Source organism: Leucobacter chromiireducens subsp. solipictus (genome assembly GCF_016758195.1).
Lineage (GTDB): Bacteria > Actinomycetota > Actinomycetes > Actinomycetales > Microbacteriaceae > Leucobacter > Leucobacter solipictus.
In genome coordinates, this window is the sequence record NZ_QYAC01000005.1 from 251012 (window position 1) to 269697 (window position 18686).

Below are 18686 nucleotides of genomic sequence, written 5' to 3' on the forward strand. Positions count from 1 at the left end.
TGACCTCGCGCCAGCACCACCGCTCAGTGACCTGGAAGGAGGCGCGTCACCATGAACGCGCAGCAGACACAGACCGAATCACTCTCGACGCTGCTCCGGCAGGTGTCCCTCGGTGGGCACCGTCGCAGCGACAGCGAGCACGATGCCCCGGAGCCGCGCTACGCGACGGCTTACCTTCGGGGCGGGCTGAACCGCGCCGGGATCGCGGCGCAGGCCGCCCACCACTTCCTGATGTACGAGGCCCTGGAGGCCGCGACCAGCGCGCAGATCGAGCGGCAGGGGACGGACTTCGCCTTCGCGATGCCCGAACTGCGCCGCCTTCCCGCGCTCCGCGCGGACCTGGCGCACTGGCTCGGCCCCGAGTGGGAAGCCGAGGTGCGTGGACGGTACGCGACGCCGGGAATCGTGGCGTACGCCGCGCGCCTCCGCGAGGTCGCGCCGAGTTCGCTGCCCCACTTTGTCGCGCACCATTACACGCGGTACCTGGCTGATCTGTCCGGGGGCCTCATGATCGTCAAGATGTTCCGCGACAGCTACGACATCACCGGCGACGACGGTGTCCGATTCTACGCGTTCCCCGGCATCCCCGACCCGCGCGCATTCAAAGAGCGGTATCGTGCGCTGCTCGATGCTCAGCCCTTCAGCGATGCCGAACGCGCGGTGATCGCCGCGGAGGTGCAGTTGGCCTACGACCTCAATAATGCCGCGGGGGCGGACCTCGAAGAGCGCTTCCTGGAGTACCGCGCGTGAAGACGGCACGCGTCTGGGGCGCGGCCGCGCTCGTGTGCGCACTCGTGGCGACGCCCGGCGTCGCGCTCGCCCAGGTGCCCGACCCCGGCACCGCACGCGAGGTGACGACCGCGACCGGTGCCGTGACCAGCGCCCCGCTCGCCACGGCGGTGCGGGTGGCCCCGCCGCTCGTGGGATCGCGGACCCTGTATCTCCTCGGACAGGCCGCTCCGATCTCCGCCACGGTAACCTGGGCGCCGAGCACCGATACCGAGGTGCTGACCGGCGAGATGGAGTTCTGGGATGGTGCAACGGCGCTGGGAACGGTCCCCGTGACCGGGAGCGGCGGCACCGCGACGGCGACGATCGAGACCGACGCGTGGCCGGCGGCGGGGCTGCGCCGGATCACGGGGCGATTCACACCCCGCGATCCGGAGGCGTTCACCGCCGCGGAAAGCCCGGCTCGCGACTACCGGATCGTCGACACGTCCCGCATGGTCCCGGACATCGCCCTGACGGGGGAATCGGTGGCGACGATCGGGAGCGCCAGCCTCGAATGGACCGTGGCGAACATCTGGTTCAGTAACTTCGAGGTCGGCTTTGAACGCGAGGTACGCTCTGGCTCGGTCACGCTTCCGGAGGCGACCCCCGGCGATACGATCGCGCAGAAACAGGCCTACTATTTCCGGCCGTTCACGTTCTCCGAGGGATCGGGCATGCGCGACGCGGCGGGGAATCGCATCATCTCGTACACGGGCGAGGTCCGGCTCACCTCGGGCAGCGCGAACCACTGGGACTTCCGAGATCCCCAGGTGCACATCGGACCCTCGGGCGATGGATATGTCACGGCAGTGGTCAGCGGCAGCTACGCCCTGGGAACCGAGGCCTTCCCCATCGATCCCGTGCGCGTCACCGTCGCGACGTTCTCCGGGGCGGACATCGCCCCCACCCGTGAGGGGATCGTGGACACCACGATCGAGTTGAACTGGGTGGGCCAAGCGGGAGCTCCCGGAACCTGGGCGCACGACTATGCGGACTCGTTCCCCACCGAGTTCGTGTCGCTCCTGCACCCCGCGATCACCCTGTTCTTTGCGCGGAGCAGCGTGGCCACCGACGACTCCAAGATCCCGCATCCGATCCGGCTTCGCTTCACCGAAACTCCGGAGGCGGTGAAACCGCCGGTGGGCAAGGTGCCGTTCACGGATGTGCGGCCGGGCGACAAGTTCTCTCAGGAGATCGCCTGGATGTGGCAGGCGAAGCTCTCGACGGGCACGAAGCAGGCGGATGGCACGGTGACGTACCTGCCGAAGCAGAACGTGTCGCGTGAGGCGATGGCGGCGTTCCTGTACCGACTGGAGGGCGCGAAGGTTCAGGGCCCGAAGGTGTCGCCGTTTGCGGACGTGCAGCCGGGCGACAAGTTCGCCACCGAGATCGCGTGGATGCACGCGAACAGACTGTCGACGGGCACGAAGCAGCCGTCGGGAAAGCCGAAGTACCTGCCGAAGAGCCAGATCACGCGTGAGGCGATGGCGGCGTTCATGTACCGGCTGGAGGGCGCATCGTTCACGCCTCCGAAGGTGTCGCCGTTTGCGGATGTGCAGCCGGGCGACAGGTTCTACCGGGAGATCACGTGGATGCACGCGTCGGGGCTGTCGACGGGGACGAGGCAGGCGTCGGGGAAGCCGAAGTACCTGCCGAAGGGTGCGACGTCGCGTGAGGCGATGGCGGCGTTTCTCTACCGCTCCCAGCACCGGGAGTCGCGCTAGTGCGCTGGGGGCGGGCAGTGATCATCAGCGTGGGAGCGTTGGGACTCGGGTGCGGGGTCGTCGGGGCCGCGCTGGCGTTTGGCCTCGTCACGGGCGTGCCAGGCGAACCGCCCGTGGCTCGCTCCGAGCCCGCCCCCGCGCCCACCACGGTCACTGACGCCCCCGTCGAACGCGCGGCCCCGGTCACGAACCCCGCTGCTCCCGCGGAGCGCCGCGCGGATCCGGGCTGGGTGGCGCAGATCGCCAGTGCCACCGGGATCCCCGAGCGCGCCATGACCGCGTACGCGCAGGCCGCAATCCGCGCCGAAGCAGCCACCCCGGGGTGCGGGATCGGCTGGAATACGCTCGCCGCGATCGGGCTGGTTGAGTCGGCGCACGGCAGCATCAACGGGGCCACGCTGGGGGCCGACGGCCGGGCACGCCCGGCGATCACCGGGCCGGCACTCGACGGGACGGTCTACGACGCGATCCCGGACACCGACGGTGGAGCGCTGGACGGCGACGCGACGTGGGATCGTGCCGTGGGCCCGATGCAGTTCCTGCCGGCCACCTGGCAGAGCTACGGACGTGACGCGACCGGGACCGGCACCCCGGACCCGCACCAGATCGACGACGCGGCGTGGGGCGCCGCGACGATGCTGTGCGACATCGGCGGGGACCTGACGCAGCCCGAGAACTGGATCCGCGCGGTCGACTCCTACAACCCCAATATCGCCTTCAACAACGACGTCGCGGATGCCGCGGACGCCTACGCCGCGGCGGTGGGAGCCGCGGAATAACTCAGCGTCCGATCTCCTCGGAGGAGAACGCAAGCTGACTCGCGGAGACTGCCTGCCGGGTGAGCGGGATCCGGTGCTCGGCGCTGTTTTCCACGGCAAAGTTGGTCATCGACGGCAGGTACCGGTCGTCGGCGGTCTCGATCACCGTGCCGAACTCGTTCGTCGCGAGGCGGCGGACCCGGAGCAGCGGCGCCCCCGGAGCCACGCCGAGCTGTTCCACTTCGAGCGGGTGCGCCGCAATGGCATCGATGACGTGGCGTGCGCGCACGGGCACGACGCCCGCCCCCGCGAGCGCCTGGTAGATGCTGCCCCCGTCAAGGTCCGCGGAGAGGAGATGTCGGCCGATCTCGTAGGGGTAGAGCGAGCGCTCGAGCATCGCCGGTTTGCCGTCGAGGAGGCGCACCCGGATGATCTCGACGATCGGGGAATCCGGGGCGAGGCGGAGCTCCGTGGCGATCCGCTCCGTGGCGGGTCGACGGCTCGCTTCGATGACCCGCTGGCCCGGGACAAAGCCGAGATCCCGCGCCCACTCGGTGAATGACATGAAGGTGTCGAACGACTGCACGGGGGCGGTGCGCTGCACGCGGGGCGGGGTGCCCCGGCCGCCGACAATCATCCCCTCGGCTCGGAGCGCGGCGAGCGCCTGCCGCACCGGGCCACGGGAGGTCCCGAACTCGGCGATGAGCGATTTCTCGCTGGGCACCTTGTCGCCCTGCTGCCAGGCGCCGGAGCGGATGCGTCGGATCATCTCCTCGTACAGCTGGACGTGGAGGGGGGCGGAGCTCGTCATGCCGTCAGACTACAAGTTGTCAAGACCGGTGATCGGGCTCGCCGGTGACCGGATCATGAACGATGAATGACGGCTCAGGGGCCCGCCGGGGACGAGCGTGAACGGTCAGCGAACACCGCCGCGCTGAGTTGTGTTGACTACTTTTCGGGCCGCAGGATCGAAGCATGACGACCCAGACCTCCGCCCCCCGCATCGTGATTGTCGGCGCGGGCATTATCGGCCTCGCTCACGCGGTGGCCGCCCTCGACGCCGGCTACCGCGTGACCGTTCTGGAACAGGACGCCGCGGCCATCACCGCGAGCATCCGCAACTTCGGTCACGTCGGCACCTCGGTGCAGTCGGGGGAGCTGGGTGAACTCGCCCAGGAAAGCCTCCCGATCTGGCTGGATCTCGCGCAGCGGGCCGGGGTCGAAGCCCGCCGTTCCGGGACTCTGGCGCTCGCGCGCTCGGCGGCCGAGCTTGCGGTGATCGAAGAGGTCGCCGCGGAGCGCGCGCCCGCCGGGGCGCGCATGCTCACCGCCCAGGCCGCCGCTGAGGCCCTCCACCTGGCCCCGGGTTCCGCCGCCGCCGAGCGGGTGGAGGGCGCGCTGCTCTTCCCCGCGGATGTGACCGCGGACCCCCGGACCGCCGTTGCGCGGATCGCCGCGTGGGTGGCCGGGCACGAGCGCGGCGAGGTGCGATTCTCGACCGCGGTGCACGCCGTGGATACGGGAGTTGTCGAGACCAGTCGCGGCCGGATCGAGGCGGATCACGTGGTTGTCGCCGCGGGACACCTCGTGGGTCGGCTCTTCCCGGAGCTCGCGGCGGATGGCGGCGTGCGCGAGTGCGCGCTGCAGATGGCGCGGGTGCGCCCGCCACATGCCATGGGCCTCGGCCCGGCAGTCCTGACGGGCACGTCGATGCTGCGCTACGGCCGCTTCGCCGGCCCCGCAGCGGAGGCGCTCCGGGCGGAGCTCTTGAGCGCGCGCCCCGAGTTTGCCGAGATCGACGCGAACGTGATGTTCACCCAACAGGCTGACGGCACGCTGCTCGTCGGTGACTCCCACGCGGCCCACCCCTCGGCACCGCCGTTCCTCGATGAGGGCTGGTCCCAGATCCTGCTCGACGAGGTCGCAGACGTGCTCGGCGCCGAGCGGCTCGAGGTGCTCGAGCGCTGGCAGGGGCTCTACGCGACCAGCGAGCAGGGCGACCTGCTCCGTGCCACCCCGGCCCCCGGGGTGAACGTGGTCACCCTGACCACCGGCATTGGGATGACCGTCGGCCTCGCGCTCGGCGCGCGCACGATCGCGGCGCTGTGACCCGAACCGGTATTGCACCGCACTGACTTGCACCATCGACACTCACCGACCGACCCCACACCAAGGAGAATCGTGAAGAAGAAGCACGCCGTACTCGCCGCCACCACGCTGGCCGCGCTGTCCCTCGGCCTCACCGCCTGCGCGCCCGGCACTGACTCAGCCGAGGGCACCGCGTCCGCGACCTGCCCGGACGGCAAGATCCGCTTCGGGATCCTGCCCTACGAGGACCCGGAGCGGCTGGAACCCGCCTACCAGGCCCTCGGTGCCGCACTCTCGGAGCAGCTCGACTGCCCGGTCGAGGTGATCATCACCGAGGACTACGCCGCCGAGGTGCTCGCGATGGAGAACGACTCGCTCGAGATCGCACAGTTCGGCCCCCTCGGCTTCGTGTTCGCGAACCAGCGCGCCGACGCCACGCCGCTCGCCTCGTTCGGCGACGCCGACGGGAACCCCACCACGTACACGGGCGGCATCTGGGTGCCCAAGGATTCGAAGATCCAGACGGTGGAGGATCTCGTGGGCCACACCCTCGCGCTGGGCAGCCCCGGCTCGACCTCGGGCGACGCCCTGCCCATGTCGGCCCTCGCCGACGCGGGGATCGCGGACCAGGTCACGGCCGACTACGCCGGGGGACACCCGGAAGCGCTGCTTGCGCTCGTGAACGGCACGGTTGACGCGGCACAGATCAACTCGCAGACCCTCGCCACCGCGACGGCGGAGGGCACCTTCGACGAGTCGCAGTTCCGCCAGATCTGGAAGTCGGAAGAAGTCCCGAACGATCCGATCACGGTGCGCGGCAACCTGCCGCAGGAATTCCAGGACGCCGTCGCGGAGGCCCTGCTCACCCTGAAGACCGAAGACGTGGAGCAGGTCAGCGCCTTCCTCGGCGTCGACCCGGCCGGGCCGCTGATCCCGGTCACGGTCGACACGTACCAGCCCCTGTTCGACCTGGCCGAGACCATGGGCCTCACCGAGAAAGACGTGTAATGCACCCCGTCACCGCGCTCCCGGCACCCGGGACGGCCGCCCACGCGGCCCCGCTGAACACCCCGGGCGACGTGCTCCTCGACGTCCGCGCCATCTCCAAGAGCTTTGGCGACCGCGTCGTGCTGCAGGACATGAGCATGCGCGTGCACGCCGGCGAAGTGGTGGCCTTCCTCGGTGCCAACGGCTCCGGGAAGTCGACCACGCTGCGCGCGGTGAACGGGCTGATCGAGGCGGACTCCGGCGACATCACCATCGCCGGGGTCCGTCTCAACCAGGCGAGTGCGCAGCGCCGGGCTGAGGCCCGGCGCACGGCCGCCACCGTGTTCCAGAAGATTCATCTCGTGCCCCGCCGCACGGTGCTCCAGAACGTGTGCGCGGGTGGCTTCGCCCGGCTCCCCGGCTGGCGCTCGATTCCGCCGCTGTTTGGGCGGGAGCTGCAGGCCGAGGCGATGGCCTGCCTGGACCGGGTGGGTCTCGCGGATCGCGCGCACGATCGCGCCGGCAGCCTGTCGGGCGGTCAGCAGCAGCGGGTCGCGATCGCCCGGGCGCTGTGCCAGCGCCCCCGCATGATTCTCGCCGACGAACCCGTGTCGGCCCTCGACCCGAAGGCCGCGGACGACGTCATGCAGCTGCTCCACGATCTCGCGTCGAACGAGGGGCTGGGGGTGGCCGCGGTGCTGCACCAGCCGCAGCTCGCCCGTGCCTACGCCGACCGGATCATCGGTCTGCGCGGCGGCCAGCTCGTGTTCGACGCCGCCGTCGGGGACATCGACGACGCCCTGCTCGCAACGCTCTATCTCTGAGCGCGCACCCATTCGCCCCGTAGAACCCCGTGAGGATCCCGTGACTGACACTCTTGAGCGCGCCACCGAGCGCGCCCCGCGATCGCTGCCCGTGCCGCGCGACCCCCGCACTCCGTACCGCGCCGGATCCTGGGCCGTGATCCTGGGCGTGCTCGTGGTGCTCCACCTGCTCGCGTTCCAGGCCACCGATTTCCGGCCAGAGAAGCTGGTCTCGGGAGCGACGGGCATGTGGAACTTCCTGTCCGAGGCGATCCCGCCGGATCTCAGCGGTGACGTGGTGCGAGCCGGCCTGGAGGGCGCGCTCACGACGCTCTGGGTGGGCCTGCTCGGCACCACGGTGTCGGTGCCGTTCGCACTGCTCCTGGCGGTCTTCGCCGCGCGCACGACCGCGCCCAATGCGGTCGTCTACCAGGTGGCCCGCGGGATCCTGTCGTTCTTCCGCGCGGTGCCGGACATCGTGTTCGCGCTGATTTTTGTGACCGCCGTCGGGCTCGGCCCGTTCGCGGGGGTGCTCGCCCTGATCTGCCACAACACCGGCGTCATGGGCAAGCTCTGGTCGGAGGCGATGGAGGATGTTGATCCGGGCCCCGAGCAGGCGCTCCGCACCGCCGGGGCGAGCCGCTGGCAGGTGGTCGCAAACGCGACGATCCCGGGCGTGCTCCCGCAGCTGACCGGCCTGTTGCTCTACCGCTTCGACGTCAACGTGCGGTCGTCGCTGGTGCTGGGCCTCGTGGGGGCGGGCGGCATCGGCCTGCTCATCAACAAGTCGATCAAGACATTCCAGTTCGACGAGATGATGACCTACCTGATCATCATCTTGATCGTCATCGTGCTCGTGGATCTTGCCTCGGCCTGGATCCGGAAGCGCCTGCAATAACCCTCGTCTGAGGGGCGCGAGGCGGCAGCCGCGGGAACTACTCCGCCGCTGCCGCCTCGCCGTTTCCGCCGGCCCCCGACTGCTCGCGTGAGCACCGGCCCGAGGGGGAGTCGGGCAGTTGCAATTCGGCGGAGGCGTTGAAGCGGTGCAGTCCGCCGCGGAGATGATCGAGCTCCGACGCGCTCCAGCCGGCAAAGCGCTCGTGGTAGGCCCCCGCCCACTTGACGCGGATCCCGTCGAGCAGCTCGTGCGCGCGGGCGCTCGCGGTGAGGAGCGTGACCCGGCGGTCCTCGGCGGCGGGTTCCGCGTCGACAAGCCCGAGTTCACGCAGCTTCGCGAGCTGGCGGCTCACGACGGCCTTGTCCATGTCGAGCATCTGCGCGATGCCCGTGGCGGTCAGCGGCCCCTTGCGCATGATCACCTGCAGCATGATCAACCCGACCCCGCGGAGATCCTCGTGCACATCCTCGGCGTAGCGCGCCCAGCGACTGCGCGCGAAGGCGATGACCTCGGAGAACTCGGAGATGATGTCGGCGATGATGTCGTCGCGCGGGACCCCCGACTCGGGGGAGTCGGGGGTCGGAACCGGCTGATCGTGCATGGTGACGACCTTAGTGTTCCGTGCCCGGAGAGACCGAGCTGGAGCTGCGCCCGTGGCGCGTCGGCAGCACAACGGGGCCGGTGGTGTCGGTGAGCACCGTGACCGATCCGGAACGGTGGGTCAGCGATTCTGGCTCCTGCGCCTCGGCCGCCCGCAGCGCCGCGATCTTCTCGGCGTTGCTCTGCGTGCTCAGCGGGATGTTGGGCAGCAGGATGATCGCGATGAGCGCGATCAGCGCGATCGGGGACGCCGCGAGGAACACGTTGCCGATCCCGTGACCGTACGCGGCCTCGACGACCACGCGAATGGGAAGCGGGAGATCCGCGATCTTCGGCAGCACGCCGCTCGCGAGCGACTCGGCCCCCGCGAGGTCGGCCGGGGGAAGCTTGGCCAGGCCGTCCTTGATGTACTCGGCAACCTGGGTTGCGAGCATCGCGCCCATCACGGACATGCCCGCCGTCCCGCCGATCGTGCGGAAGAACGTGACGCCGGAGCTCGCCGCGCCCATCTGCGTGGGGGCGACGGTGTTCTGCACGATGAGCACGAGGTTCTGCATGGTCATGCCGACGCCCGCGCCCATGATGAACATGGAGACGCCGACGTACCAGTACGAGGTGTCGTAGCGCAGCTGGCCCATCATGAAGAGGCCGGCGAGCAGCGCGATCGCGCCGGTGACCATGTACCGCTTCCACTTTCCGGTGCGGGTGATGATCTGGCCCACGATGGTCGAGGAGATCAGCACGCCGCCCATCATGGGGAGCGTGAGGAGGCTGGCCTCGATCACGGTGCGCCCGCGGGCCAGCTGCATGTACTGCCCGAGGAACACCGCGGTGCCGAACATCGCGAGTCCCACCGCGATGCTGGCGATCACCGAGAGCGTGAAGGTGCGGTTCTTGAAGAGCGTGAGCGGAATCAGGGGCTCCTCGGCGCGGATCTCGACGATCACCGCGAGGATGAGCACGAGGACGCCGCCGCCGACCATCGCGGCGGTCTGCCAGGACCACCAGTCGAAGTTCGAGCCGCCGAGGGTGACCCAGATGAGCAGGCTCGAGAAGCCGAGCGAGATGAGGATCGCCCCGAGGTAGTCGATCTTGATCTTGCGCTTGATGGTCTGCAGGTGCAGCGTGCGCTGCAGCATGATGATCGCGATGATGGCGATGGGTGCCGCGACGTAGAAGTTCCAGCGCCAGCCGATCGTGTCCGTGATCAGGCCGCCGAGCAGCGGGCCGCCGACCGTGGCAACCGCCATGATGGCGCCCATGATGCCCATGTACTTGCCGCGTTCGAGCGGGCTCACCACTTCCGCGAGCACGATCTGGCCGAGCACGCCGAGGCCGCCGGCCCCGAGACCCTGCAGCACGCGGAAGGCGATGAGCCATGACGGCTCCTGTGCGGTGCCCGCGAGCGCCGATCCCAGGGTGAAGACCACGAGAGAGACCTGGAGCAGGACCTTCTTGCTCGTGAGGTCGGCGAGCTTGCCCCAGATCGGGGTCGAGATCGCGCTCGCCAGCATGGTGGCCGTGACCACCCAGGTGAACGCGGCCTGCGTGCCGCCGATATCCGCGATGATGATCGGCATCGAGGTACCCACCACGTTCATGGCGAGCATCGACACAAACATGCTGAGGAAGAGCCCGGCGAGCGCGAGGCGCTTCGCGCGGCCGGTGAGAAGCCCCGCTGCGGGGGCGGACTGTGGTGCTGCGGTCATTCGGGGTGGAGATCCTTCGCGACGGGTGACGGTGGGGTCGGTGAGGTGACCCCAAATTGTTGACAAGTGTCAACTATAGGACGATGGTTGATAAATGTCAACTAACGCTCGCCGGTGCACTCCCGGCCGAGGGAATGCGGCAGAATAGAGGCATGGGAATTGAGAGTGGCACTGTTCGCATCGGCGTCATCGGCGGGGGGCAGCTCGCGCGGATGATGGTGCCGCCCGCCATCAACCTGGGATTGCGCATCAGCGTGCTCGCCGAAACCGAGGGGTCGAGCGCGGAGCGCGCGGCCGATGTGGTGGGGGACTACCGCGACCCGGAGACCGTGTACGCCTTCGCCGAGACCGTCGACGTGGTCACCTTCGATCACGAACACGTGCCCCAGGAGATCCTGCTCGAGCTCGAGCGTCGCGGTGTTGCCGTGCACCCGCGGCCCGGTGCCCTCCAGTTCGCCCAAGACAAGATCCTGATGCGGCAGAAGCTCGGAGAGCTCGGCGTGCCCGTCCCCGCCTGGGCGGCCGTCGCTGATGAGGCCGAGCTGCAGGAGTTCATTGCGGCGAACGGCGGCCGAGTCGTGGTGAAGACCGCGCGCGGCGGCTACGACGGCAAGGGCGTGCGCGTCGTGAGTGACGCCACCGAGGTGCGCGACTGGTTCACCACGCTCGCCGAGGACGGTCACGGCGGGCAGCTGCTCGCCGAAGAACTCGTCGACTTCACGCGCGAGCTCTCGCAGCTCGTCGCGCGGCGTCCGAGCGGAGAAACCCGTACCTGGCCCGTCGTGGAGACCGTACAGCGCGATGGGGTGTGCGCAGAGGTCATCGCCCCCGCGCCCGTGGCGGATCCGGCGACGCTCGACGAGGCCGCCCGCATCGGCGCGGTCGTCGCCGAGGGGGTGGCCGTGACCGGCGTGCTCGCGGTGGAGATGTTCGAGACGCGTGACGGCCGGGTGCTGGTGAACGAGCTCGCGATGCGGCCGCACAACTCCGGTCACTTCTCCATCGAGGGTTCGGTGACCAGCCAGTTCGAGCAGCACCTCCGCGCCGTCGCCGACCTCCCGCTCGGCGACACCGCGATGACCGCGCCCGCCGCGGTGATGGTGAACGTGCTCGGCGGACCCGCCGAGGGGCCGATGCCCGTGCGCTACGCGGCCGCGCTCGCCGCCCACCCGCACGCAAAGTTCCACAGCTACGACAAGCTGCCTCGCCCGGGCCGCAAGGTGGGCCACGTCACCGTCACGGGTGAGGATCCGGCGGCGGTGCGCGCGGCCGCGCAGGCTGCGGCCGCCGCGTTCGATAACTAGGCCCAGCGCGCCCGGGCGCCGAGCCCGTGCCGCCGGTCTACGATTGAGGTATGGCACAGAGCGCAACGCCCCTCGTCGGCGTCATCATGGGATCCGACTCCGACTACACCGTCATGGCTGAGGCCGTGCAGGTGCTCCGCGACTTCGGGATCCCGCACGAGGTGGAGGTCGTGAGCGCGCACCGCACGCCCGACAAGATGGTCGACTACGCGCGCGCCGCCGCCGAACGCGGGCTCCGCGTCATCATCGCCGGTGCCGGCGGTGCCGCGCACCTGCCCGGCATGGTCGCGTCCATGACCACCCTGCCCGTGGTGGGCGTGCCCGTACCGCTCGCGAAGCTCGACGGGATGGACTCGCTGCTCTCGATCGTGCAGATGCCCGGCGGGATCCCCGTCGCCACGGTCTCCATCGGCGGGGCGAAGAACGCGGGGCTCCTCGCGGCGCGCATCCTCGGCGCTGCGGATCCCGCGGTCGCCGCGCAGCTCGCGGACTACGCGCAGGAACTGACCGACATGGTCGCGGTCAAGAACGCCGCACTGCAGGAGCGCGTCGCGGGCGAAGCCGCGCAGTAACGCTCAGGCCAGCGACCCGGCCACGGCGTGCGGCCCACGCGAGCTACAGGTTCGCGTGGGTCTCCCACAGCTGCCACGCGGCACCGTTCCAGGTGAAGCCGCGGCTCCGGTCGCCAGCGAGCACCGACAGGCGGCTCAACGTCCCCGAGTCGGAGAACAGGCTGCGCATGCGGTCGCCGAAGTCGGCCGCATCCTGGGCGATGGTGCCGGCGTCGAGGACCAGCTCCTCGGTCGCGGCATGCCCCGAGTGCAGGAGCGGCACCGAAGCTCGCAGCGCCGCCAGCGTCAGGTAGCCGGTGCCGGCGAAGGTCTGCGGCTGTGCCAGCACGGAGGCCCCGGAGACGACGGCTCCCACGTCACTGAGCTCCGCCGCGCGCACCACGTGGACGCGGCCCGCGAGATCCTCCGGGATGGTGATCGCACGCAGCTCGGCACCGGCCTTGTCGCGGCTGGGCGCCGTCGGGTCGATGCCCTCGAGGACGACGAGTGGCGGGAGGCCCGCATCCGCCCGCATGGCGTCGAAGATCCACTCCAGGCGGCCGTGCTCGCCGGGTGCCGCGGTGGTGAGCATGTACTCCGCGGGCACGCCGAGGGCCGCGCGGCGCTCCGCGGCGTCGCCGCCCGCCAGGTATTCGCGGGGCGGTGCCAGCTGGATCACCTGCACGGGGAGGTCTTCCCCGTAGTGCTCCTGCAGGATCCGCGCGGTGGCGTGCGTGGGCGTGAGGATCACGTCCGCGAGCTTGACGGCGCGACGCACGAAGGCGCGGTAGAGCCGAGCCTGGCTGTTGCCCACGAGTGCGGGTGCCTCCCAGGGGACGCCGTGCGTGATCGTGACCGAGGTCTGCGACCCGTCGTCGTCGCCGCGCGAGCGCAGCGGGACGAGCGGCGTCAGGGAGTGCACAAACTCGCCGTCGAGCGGCCGGGCGGTGGCGCTCGTCTGCCACGCGAAGGGGAGCACCCCGGCCCGGAGCGGCAGGTGCTCGGTGCGGATCAGCGGCGACGTGAATTCGGGTGCCTCGAGCCCGCGCGACGCAAGATACCGCGCGCTGCAGCTGCGCGGGGCGGTCTCGGCGATGGCGATGGCCAGATCGCGTGCCGCCGCGGCCTGCGCTGCGGCCTCCCAATCGGGGAAGGGATCTGCGATCAGGGTCAGAGTTGCCACGCCACGCTCCCCCTTCTGGTCGAATGCCACATCGGTCAGTGGCGATCTCCCTATTCTATGGAGTGCATTGGTGTGAACTGACACACATTGCGGAGCGCCGCGGCCGAGTGAGAGGCAATTGTGACCTTCGTGAAAGTGTGGTGCGCCCGGGGGTGGGCGTGCCGCGCCGTGACAATTCCCCTGTTTCCAGTGTTTTCGGGCATTCTGTGGCTTTCTTCGGGTGGCGCGGGGTTCTTCCGGCTGGGGCAAGTACCCTGGTGAGCATGCGTGTTTTGCTGACAGGTGGCGCCGGGTACATCGGCTCGCACACCGCACTCGTCCTGGTGGAGCGCGGGCACGACGTGATCGTGCTCGACGACTTTTCGAACAGCAGTGTCGAAGCGGTGCGGCGCGTCGAGGCACTCTGCGGCGCGTCGATCCCGGTCATCGAGGCGGATCTCGCCGATCCCGCGGCCGCTGCCGCGGCACTGAACGGCGTGGAGTTTGACGCCGTGATCCATCTCGCCGGGCTGAAAGCGGTCGGGGAGTCCGTGGCCGAACCGGTGCGGTACTACCGGGTCAACATCGATTCCACCCTGGTGCTCCTCGGGCTCATGCGGGAGCGTGGCGTCACGAACCTCGTGTTCAGCTCCTCCGCCACGGTCTACGGGGACCCGCAGACCTCCCCGATCGACGAGCAGCACCGAGTCGGAGTGGGGGTCACCAACCCGTACGGCTGGACGAAGTTCATGAACGAGCAGATCATCCGGGACGCGCAGGCCGCGTGGCCCGAGCTGAACGCGGTGCTGCTGCGCTACTTCAACCCGGTCGGCGCGCACCCGTCGGGCCGCATCGGGGAGGATCCGAGCGGGATCCCGAACAACCTGATGCCGTTCATCGCGCAGGTCGCGGTGGGCACACGCGAGCGCCTCAGCGTGTTCGGCGACACCTACGACACCCCGGACGGCACGGGGGTGCGCGACTACATCCACGTCATGGACCTCGCGGAGGGGCATGTCGCCGCGCTGGAGCAGCCGGCGCCCGGCGTCCGGACCTTCAACCTGGGCTCGGGCACGGGATCGAGCGTGCTCGAGGTGGTGCGCGCCTTCGAGTCCGCCGCCGGACGCCCGGTGCCGTACACGGTCGCACCGGCGCGCGCCGGGGATGTGGCCGCGATGGTCGCCGATCCGCGGCTCGCGAATGCGGAGCTGGGCTGGCGCACCACGCGCAGCCTCGACGAGGCGTGCCGCGACTCGTGGAACTGGCAGTCGTCGAATCCGGGTGGATACGCCGGATGAGTCTGGACCTGGAGCGTCCGCTCAGGAACCCGGACCTCGATTCGCCGCCGCTCATGACCAAACGCGCGCGGTGGCTCGTGGTTCTGGGATTCCTGCTGCCGGGCAGCGCGCAGCTGCTCGCGGGGAATCGCAAGTTGGGCCGCGTCGGGCTGAGCGCGACGATCATCCTGATCGTCGCGCTGCTGGCCGCGCTCGGCGGGCTCCTCTTCGCGCGCGTGGCGACGCTGTCGTTCTTCACGAACAGCTTCGTGCTGCTCGCGCTCCAGATCCTGCTCATCGCCTACGCGGTGCTGTGGCTCGTCCTCGGGCTGAACACGCTGAAGCTCACCCGCCTGTCCCGCGTGCATCGCGGCTGGAAGCTGCCGATCGCGATGCTCGCGATCATCCTGACGCTGGTGCCCGTCACGGGGGCCGCGTGGGCCGCCTCGACGATTAACGCGGGCCGAGTGCTGCTGAGCGGCCTCTTCAGCGGGGCACCCGCGGTGGAGCCCGTGGACGGTCGCTACAACATTCTGCTGCTCGGCACGGACGCCGGCGCGGACCGCGAAGGCATGCGCCCGGACAGCATCTCGCTCGTGAGCGTGGACGCGAAGACCGGGCAGTCCGTGATCGTCGGAATCCCGCGCGAGCTCGCGAACGCGCCGTTCCCCGAGGACTCGCCCATGTACGAGCTGCACCCGAACGGCTTCGGTGTCGCCCCGAACACCTACGGGGAGTGGGGCGGCTGTGAAGTCGGCCGCTGCATCCTGAACGGCCTGTTCGCCGAGACCGAGTACTACTATCCGGAGCTGTACCCGAACGCGGTCTCGCAGGGGTCCTCGCCCGGGATCGAGGCCACGAAGGACGCGGTCACCGGCGCCACCGGCCTCGAGGTGCAGTTCTACGTGCTCGTGAACATGGACGCCTTCGAGAGCCTGATCAACGCGCTGGGTGGCATCACGATCGACGTGAAGGAGCGCCTCCCCATCGGCGGCGACGAGTACGGCAACAACGTCGAGGGCTGGATCGAACCGGGACTCCAGGGCATGGACGGGTACGCCGCGCAGTGGTATGCCCGATCTCGCTACGGTTCCGCCGCGGGCGACTACTCGCGGATGGAGCGGCAGCGCGAACTGCAGGCCGCGATCCTCGCGCAGATGAACCCGAGCAACGTGCTGCTGCGGTTCCAGGACGTCGCGGCCGCGGGCACCGAGCTCGTCGAGACTGACATTCCGGAGTCGATGCTGGGCCGCTTCGTCGACCTCGCGGCCAAGGCCCGGGAGCACACGCCGTTGAACGTGGAACTGGTGCCGCCCGCGGTGGACCCGGAGGATCCGGACTTTGCCACGATCTGGCAGTTGGTGGCTGACGGTGTGACGGCGGCGTCCGAGGCGGGGTCGCAGGAGTAGTTCGCAATGCATGATGTTTCCGGGACTCCGACCGAGGCGGAGCGCCCGCCCTCCGGCGCGGCTGCAACGTGGCGCAGGCGTACCCTGGCGCTGCTCGGCTGGCTGCTGGTCGGGGTCGGCGCGGTGGCGGTGGGCGTGAGCCTGTGGGTGCGGCGCACCTTCGGCGTGATTACCATCGATCAGCTGCTCTCGAACCTGCCGGGCGGGGGCGGCGAAGGCGCCGGCGGTTCGGAGATCGTCGTGAGCGCCGTCGTCACGGGCATCCTGATTCCCATCGCCGCGGTGCTCCTGGTGGCCCTGCTCAGCGCACGGTCGCTTCGCGCGCTGCGCGAGCACGGGACCCTGCGCGCGTCGCGCGAACGGTGGGTGCGCGTCGGCGCGGTGCTGCTCGCCGTCGCCGTGCCGGTCGCGGGTCTCGGTCTGTTGGGCGCCACGATCGGGGTCAAAGACTACGTCGCGGCGCTCGCCCGCGAAGCGGGCAGCGGGGAAACGATCGCGGACTACTACGCGGCACCCGAACTCCCGGTCGCGCGAGCACCGGGCGCAGAGCCCAAGAACCTGATCATGATCTACTTGGAGTCCGTCGAGGACGCCTTCGCCGACGACGAGATGTTCGAGAAAAACATGCTCGCCCCGGTGCAGGAGGCGACGGCCGGGTGGGACTCGATCCCGCGCCTGCGGCAGTATGACGGGGGCGGCTGGACGATGTCGGGGCTCGTGAGTACGCAGTGCGGGATCCCGCTGCGCACCGCGACGGCGGTCGGCGGCTCCGCGGAACTCAACGAGCTCGGCCTCGGATCGCCGGTCTCCGCATACCTGCCCGGTGCGACGTGCCTCGGCGATGTCCTCGCGGATGCCGGCTACCGCAACGTGTTCCTGGGCGGTGCGGACGCGCGGTTCGCCGGCAAGGGGGCGTTCCTGGAGAGCCACGGCACCGACACCATCCGCGACCTGCCGTATTGGCTGGACCTCGATGAAACCGAGGTCCGCGACGACTGGGGCCTGTCAGATCGCCGCCTGTTCGAGCGCGCCCGCGACGCGGTGCAGGAGCTGCGAGCCGGCGAAGACCCCTACGCGCTGACGATGCTCACGCTCGATACGCACGAAGGCCCCCGCGTCTACGAGTACTGCGACTGGGATACCGACGTCGCGATGACCTCAATCACCTTCTGTTCGATGCAGCAGGTCGCTAGTTTCGTCGCTTACCTCGAGGATGAGGGGGTGCTCAAGGACACGGTGGTCGTGCTCATGGGCGACCACCAGAAGATGCTCGCGCAGGGCGGTAGTTTCTGGGACGAGCTCAACGGCGTGGAGGGGCGCACCATCTTCAACCGGATCTGGAGCCCCGACGGGGTGACGGTGCGCGAGCCCGAGATCGACCAGTTCAGCGTGTACCCCACACTGCTCGAGCTGCTGGACTTTGCCCCGGAGGATCATCGTGCCGGGGTGGGGGTCTCGGCGCTCGCCGATCCCGCGACGGTCCCGGCGGGCACGATCCGTGATCTCGACGACGCCGACTATGCCGCGCTCGTGCAGTCCCGTGCCGTGGAGTTCTATCGCGAACTGTGGGCGGCGGAATGAGTGCGGGACGCCCATCGAATCCGCCTAGAATAGGCGAGGTCCATCGCGACCCGGAAAGGAAGCGTGCACCCATGCGTGTGACCGCGGTGCTGGTGGCATACAACCGGCGAGAGCTGCTGCGAGAGTCGTTGGAGGCGCTCGCCGCGCAGAGCCGACCCGTCGACCGGCTCGTGGTGGTCGATAACGCCTCCGACGACGATTCGGCGACGGTGGCCGCCGAGATGCTGGAGCACTGGGGGGAGCGCGGCCGCTTGATCCGGCTCACCGAGAACACCGGGGGTGCCGGCGGCTTTGCGACGGGCATCGCCGCGGCCGTGGCCGAGGAATGCATCGACTGGGTGTGGGTGATGGACGACGACACCGTTCCCGGCCCGGACGCGCTCGCGGGGGCACTTGACGCCCACGCGCGATACCTCGAGAGCGGCCAGGACGACCTCGCCGTCATGGGATCGCGCGTCGTCTGGACCGACGGCGCCGATCACCCGATGAACACGCCGAAGGCGAAGATCCGGGCGAGCGCCGCGGAACGATCCCGCGCCGCCGCCGCTGGCGGCATGGAGATCCGCTCGATCTCCTTCGTGTCCGCGTTTCTCCGGGCCGACCGGGTACGGGATCTCGGCCTCCCCATCGCGGACTACTTCCTGTGGAACGACGATTTCGAGTACTCCGCGCGGCTGCTGCGCGGGGCGCGCGGCCTGTACGTTCCCGGCTCGGTGGTGACCCACAAGACGGTGAAGCGCGGCTCGAGCGATCAGGATCCTGGCCCCCGCTTCTTCTACGAGGTGCGCAATAAGCTCTGGGTGTTCCGGGCCAGCCCGGCGCTCTTCGGGTGGGAGAAGCTGCTGTACTCCGCCGCGACCGCGCGGCGCTGGTTCCGCACCTTCCGCGCTTCCTCGGACCGCGCGCAGCTGCGCGACTGCCTGAAGCGCGGCTGGCGCGACGGCTGGCGCACGAACCCGCGATCGACGCGGGAGGTGTTGCGTGGTGCCGGGGTGCCCGTCGACGTGATGGTGGCAGTGGACCGCGCCTCGAAGCTCGAGGAGCGGTAACGCTGGGGCACGGGG

Annotated in this window: 17 protein-coding genes; 13 read left to right on the forward strand and 4 right to left on the reverse strand. The window is 69.8% G+C overall.

Annotation, left to right across the window (positions count from 1 at the left end):
- Window positions 1–51 precede the first annotated feature (51 nt).
- Genes D3230_RS10825 through D3230_RS10835 form a run of 3 tightly spaced genes read left to right on the forward strand, consistent with a single transcriptional unit; the run spans window position 52 to window position 3274 of the window.
- Window positions 52–750: a biliverdin-producing heme oxygenase gene (locus D3230_RS10825; protein ID WP_202345044.1), complete on the forward strand. Its 699-nt coding sequence runs from the start codon at window positions 52–54 to the stop codon at window positions 748–750.
- A complete protein-coding gene (locus D3230_RS16435; RefSeq protein WP_202345045.1) occupies window positions 747–2495 on the forward strand; it encodes an Ig-like domain-containing protein in 1749 nt (582 codons plus the stop codon). Before D3230_RS10825 ends, D3230_RS16435 begins: the two co-directional genes overlap by 4 nt.
- A gap of 17 nt (window positions 2496–2512) precedes the next feature.
- Entirely contained in the window at window positions 2513–3274 is a 762-nt protein-coding gene (locus D3230_RS10835; RefSeq protein WP_337249158.1) for a hypothetical protein, read from the forward strand.
- A 1-nt stretch (window position 3275) separates the two neighbouring features.
- Here D3230_RS10835 and D3230_RS10840 read toward each other — a convergent pair whose 3' ends face one another.
- Window positions 3276–4064 carry a GntR family transcriptional regulator gene (locus tag D3230_RS10840; RefSeq protein WP_202345046.1) on the reverse strand — a complete coding sequence of 263 codons (789 nt, stop codon included), beginning with the start codon at window positions 4062–4064 and terminating at the stop codon, window positions 3276–3278.
- Between the two features lie 164 nt (window positions 4065–4228).
- Between D3230_RS10840 and D3230_RS10845 the strand changes: the two genes are divergently transcribed.
- The 4 genes from D3230_RS10845 (at window position 4229) to phnE (ending at window position 8029) form a co-directional block, all read left to right on the forward strand.
- A complete protein-coding gene (locus D3230_RS10845) occupies window positions 4229–5362 on the forward strand; it encodes a TIGR03364 family FAD-dependent oxidoreductase (protein WP_202345047.1) in 1134 nt (377 codons plus the stop codon).
- Window positions 5363–5434: 72 nt separating this feature from the next.
- Window positions 5435–6349 (forward strand): phosphate/phosphite/phosphonate ABC transporter substrate-binding protein, encoded by a 915-nt coding sequence (locus D3230_RS10850; RefSeq protein WP_202345048.1) that lies wholly within the window; start codon window positions 5435–5437, stop codon window positions 6347–6349.
- Window positions 6349–7152 carry a phosphonate ABC transporter ATP-binding protein gene (locus D3230_RS10855; protein ID WP_202345049.1) on the forward strand — a complete coding sequence of 268 codons (804 nt, stop codon included), beginning with the start codon at window positions 6349–6351 and terminating at the stop codon, window positions 7150–7152. Before D3230_RS10850 ends, D3230_RS10855 begins: the two co-directional genes overlap by 1 nt.
- Window positions 7153–7192: 40 nt before the next feature.
- Window positions 7193–8029 (forward strand): phosphonate ABC transporter, permease protein PhnE, encoded by an 837-nt coding sequence (phnE, locus tag D3230_RS10860; protein WP_202345050.1) that lies wholly within the window; start codon window positions 7193–7195, stop codon window positions 8027–8029.
- Window positions 8030–8066: 37 nt separating this feature from the next.
- On the opposite strand, the gene D3230_RS10865 is transcribed toward phnE, so the two are convergent.
- Both D3230_RS10865 and D3230_RS10870 read right to left on the reverse strand, forming a co-directional pair.
- On the reverse strand, window positions 8067–8630 hold the full coding sequence (locus D3230_RS10865; protein WP_202345051.1) for a MarR family winged helix-turn-helix transcriptional regulator: 564 nt from the start codon (window positions 8628–8630) through the stop codon (window positions 8067–8069).
- A 10-nt stretch (window positions 8631–8640) separates the two neighbouring features.
- On the reverse strand, window positions 8641–10338 hold the full coding sequence (locus D3230_RS10870; protein ID WP_202345052.1) for a DHA2 family efflux MFS transporter permease subunit: 1698 nt from the start codon (window positions 10336–10338) through the stop codon (window positions 8641–8643).
- 152 nt (window positions 10339–10490) lie between these two features.
- On the opposite strand from D3230_RS10870, the gene D3230_RS10875 reads away from it, so the two are divergent.
- Window positions 10491–11642 carry a 5-(carboxyamino)imidazole ribonucleotide synthase gene (locus tag D3230_RS10875; protein WP_202345053.1) on the forward strand — a complete coding sequence of 384 codons (1152 nt, stop codon included), beginning with the start codon at window positions 10491–10493 and terminating at the stop codon, window positions 11640–11642.
- A gap of 50 nt (window positions 11643–11692) precedes the next feature.
- Window positions 11693–12214 (forward strand): 5-(carboxyamino)imidazole ribonucleotide mutase, encoded by a 522-nt coding sequence (purE, locus tag D3230_RS10880; RefSeq protein WP_202345054.1) that lies wholly within the window; start codon window positions 11693–11695, stop codon window positions 12212–12214.
- A gap of 43 nt (window positions 12215–12257) precedes the next feature.
- Here purE and D3230_RS10885 read toward each other — a convergent pair whose 3' ends face one another.
- On the reverse strand, window positions 12258–13376 hold the full coding sequence (locus tag D3230_RS10885) for a glycosyltransferase family protein (RefSeq protein ID WP_202345055.1): 1119 nt from the start codon (window positions 13374–13376) through the stop codon (window positions 12258–12260).
- A 263-nt stretch (window positions 13377–13639) separates the two neighbouring features.
- On the opposite strand from D3230_RS10885, the gene galE reads away from it, so the two are divergent.
- From galE to D3230_RS10905, 4 genes are all read left to right on the forward strand, one after another.
- Window positions 13640–14653, forward strand: a complete 1014-nt coding sequence (gene galE, locus D3230_RS10890) for a UDP-glucose 4-epimerase GalE (RefSeq protein WP_202345056.1) — start codon at window positions 13640–13642, stop codon at window positions 14651–14653.
- Window positions 14650–16041: an LCP family protein gene (locus tag D3230_RS10895; RefSeq protein ID WP_202345057.1), complete on the forward strand. Its 1392-nt coding sequence runs from the start codon at window positions 14650–14652 to the stop codon at window positions 16039–16041. The genes galE and D3230_RS10895 overlap by 4 nt, the downstream gene beginning before the upstream one ends.
- 6 nt (window positions 16042–16047) lie before the next feature.
- Window positions 16048–17622, forward strand: a complete 1575-nt coding sequence (locus tag D3230_RS10900) for a sulfatase-like hydrolase/transferase (protein ID WP_202345058.1) — start codon at window positions 16048–16050, stop codon at window positions 17620–17622.
- 71 nt (window positions 17623–17693) lie between these two features.
- Window positions 17694–18671, forward strand: a complete 978-nt coding sequence (locus tag D3230_RS10905; protein WP_202345059.1) for a glycosyltransferase — start codon at window positions 17694–17696, stop codon at window positions 18669–18671.
- The last annotated feature ends 15 nt before the right edge of the window (window positions 18672–18686 follow it).

Coding starts and splice junctions, on each gene's coding strand:
- D3230_RS10825 (WP_202345044.1), top strand. CDS start 52: ATGAACGCGCAGCAGACACAGACCGAATCACTCTCGACGCTGCTCCGG.
- D3230_RS10840 (WP_202345046.1), bottom strand. CDS start 4,064: ATGACGAGCTCCGCCCCCCTCCACGTCCAGCTGTACGAGGAGATGATC.
- D3230_RS10845 (WP_202345047.1), top strand. CDS start 4,229: ATGACGACCCAGACCTCCGCCCCCCGCATCGTGATTGTCGGCGCGGGC.
- D3230_RS10855 (WP_202345049.1), top strand. CDS start 6,349: ATGCACCCCGTCACCGCGCTCCCGGCACCCGGGACGGCCGCCCACGCG.
- D3230_RS10865 (WP_202345051.1), bottom strand. CDS start 8,630: ATGCACGATCAGCCGGTTCCGACCCCCGACTCCCCCGAGTCGGGGGTC.
- D3230_RS10870 (WP_202345052.1), bottom strand. CDS start 10,338: ATGACCGCAGCACCACAGTCCGCCCCCGCAGCGGGGCTTCTCACCGGC.
- D3230_RS10875 (WP_202345053.1), top strand. CDS start 10,491: ATGGGAATTGAGAGTGGCACTGTTCGCATCGGCGTCATCGGCGGGGGG.
- purE (WP_202345054.1), top strand. CDS start 11,693: ATGGCACAGAGCGCAACGCCCCTCGTCGGCGTCATCATGGGATCCGAC.
- galE (WP_202345056.1), top strand. CDS start 13,640: ATGCGTGTTTTGCTGACAGGTGGCGCCGGGTACATCGGCTCGCACACC.
- D3230_RS10895 (WP_202345057.1), top strand. CDS start 14,650: ATGAGTCTGGACCTGGAGCGTCCGCTCAGGAACCCGGACCTCGATTCG.
- D3230_RS10900 (WP_202345058.1), top strand. CDS start 16,048: ATGCATGATGTTTCCGGGACTCCGACCGAGGCGGAGCGCCCGCCCTCC.
- D3230_RS10905 (WP_202345059.1), top strand. CDS start 17,694: ATGCGTGTGACCGCGGTGCTGGTGGCATACAACCGGCGAGAGCTGCTG.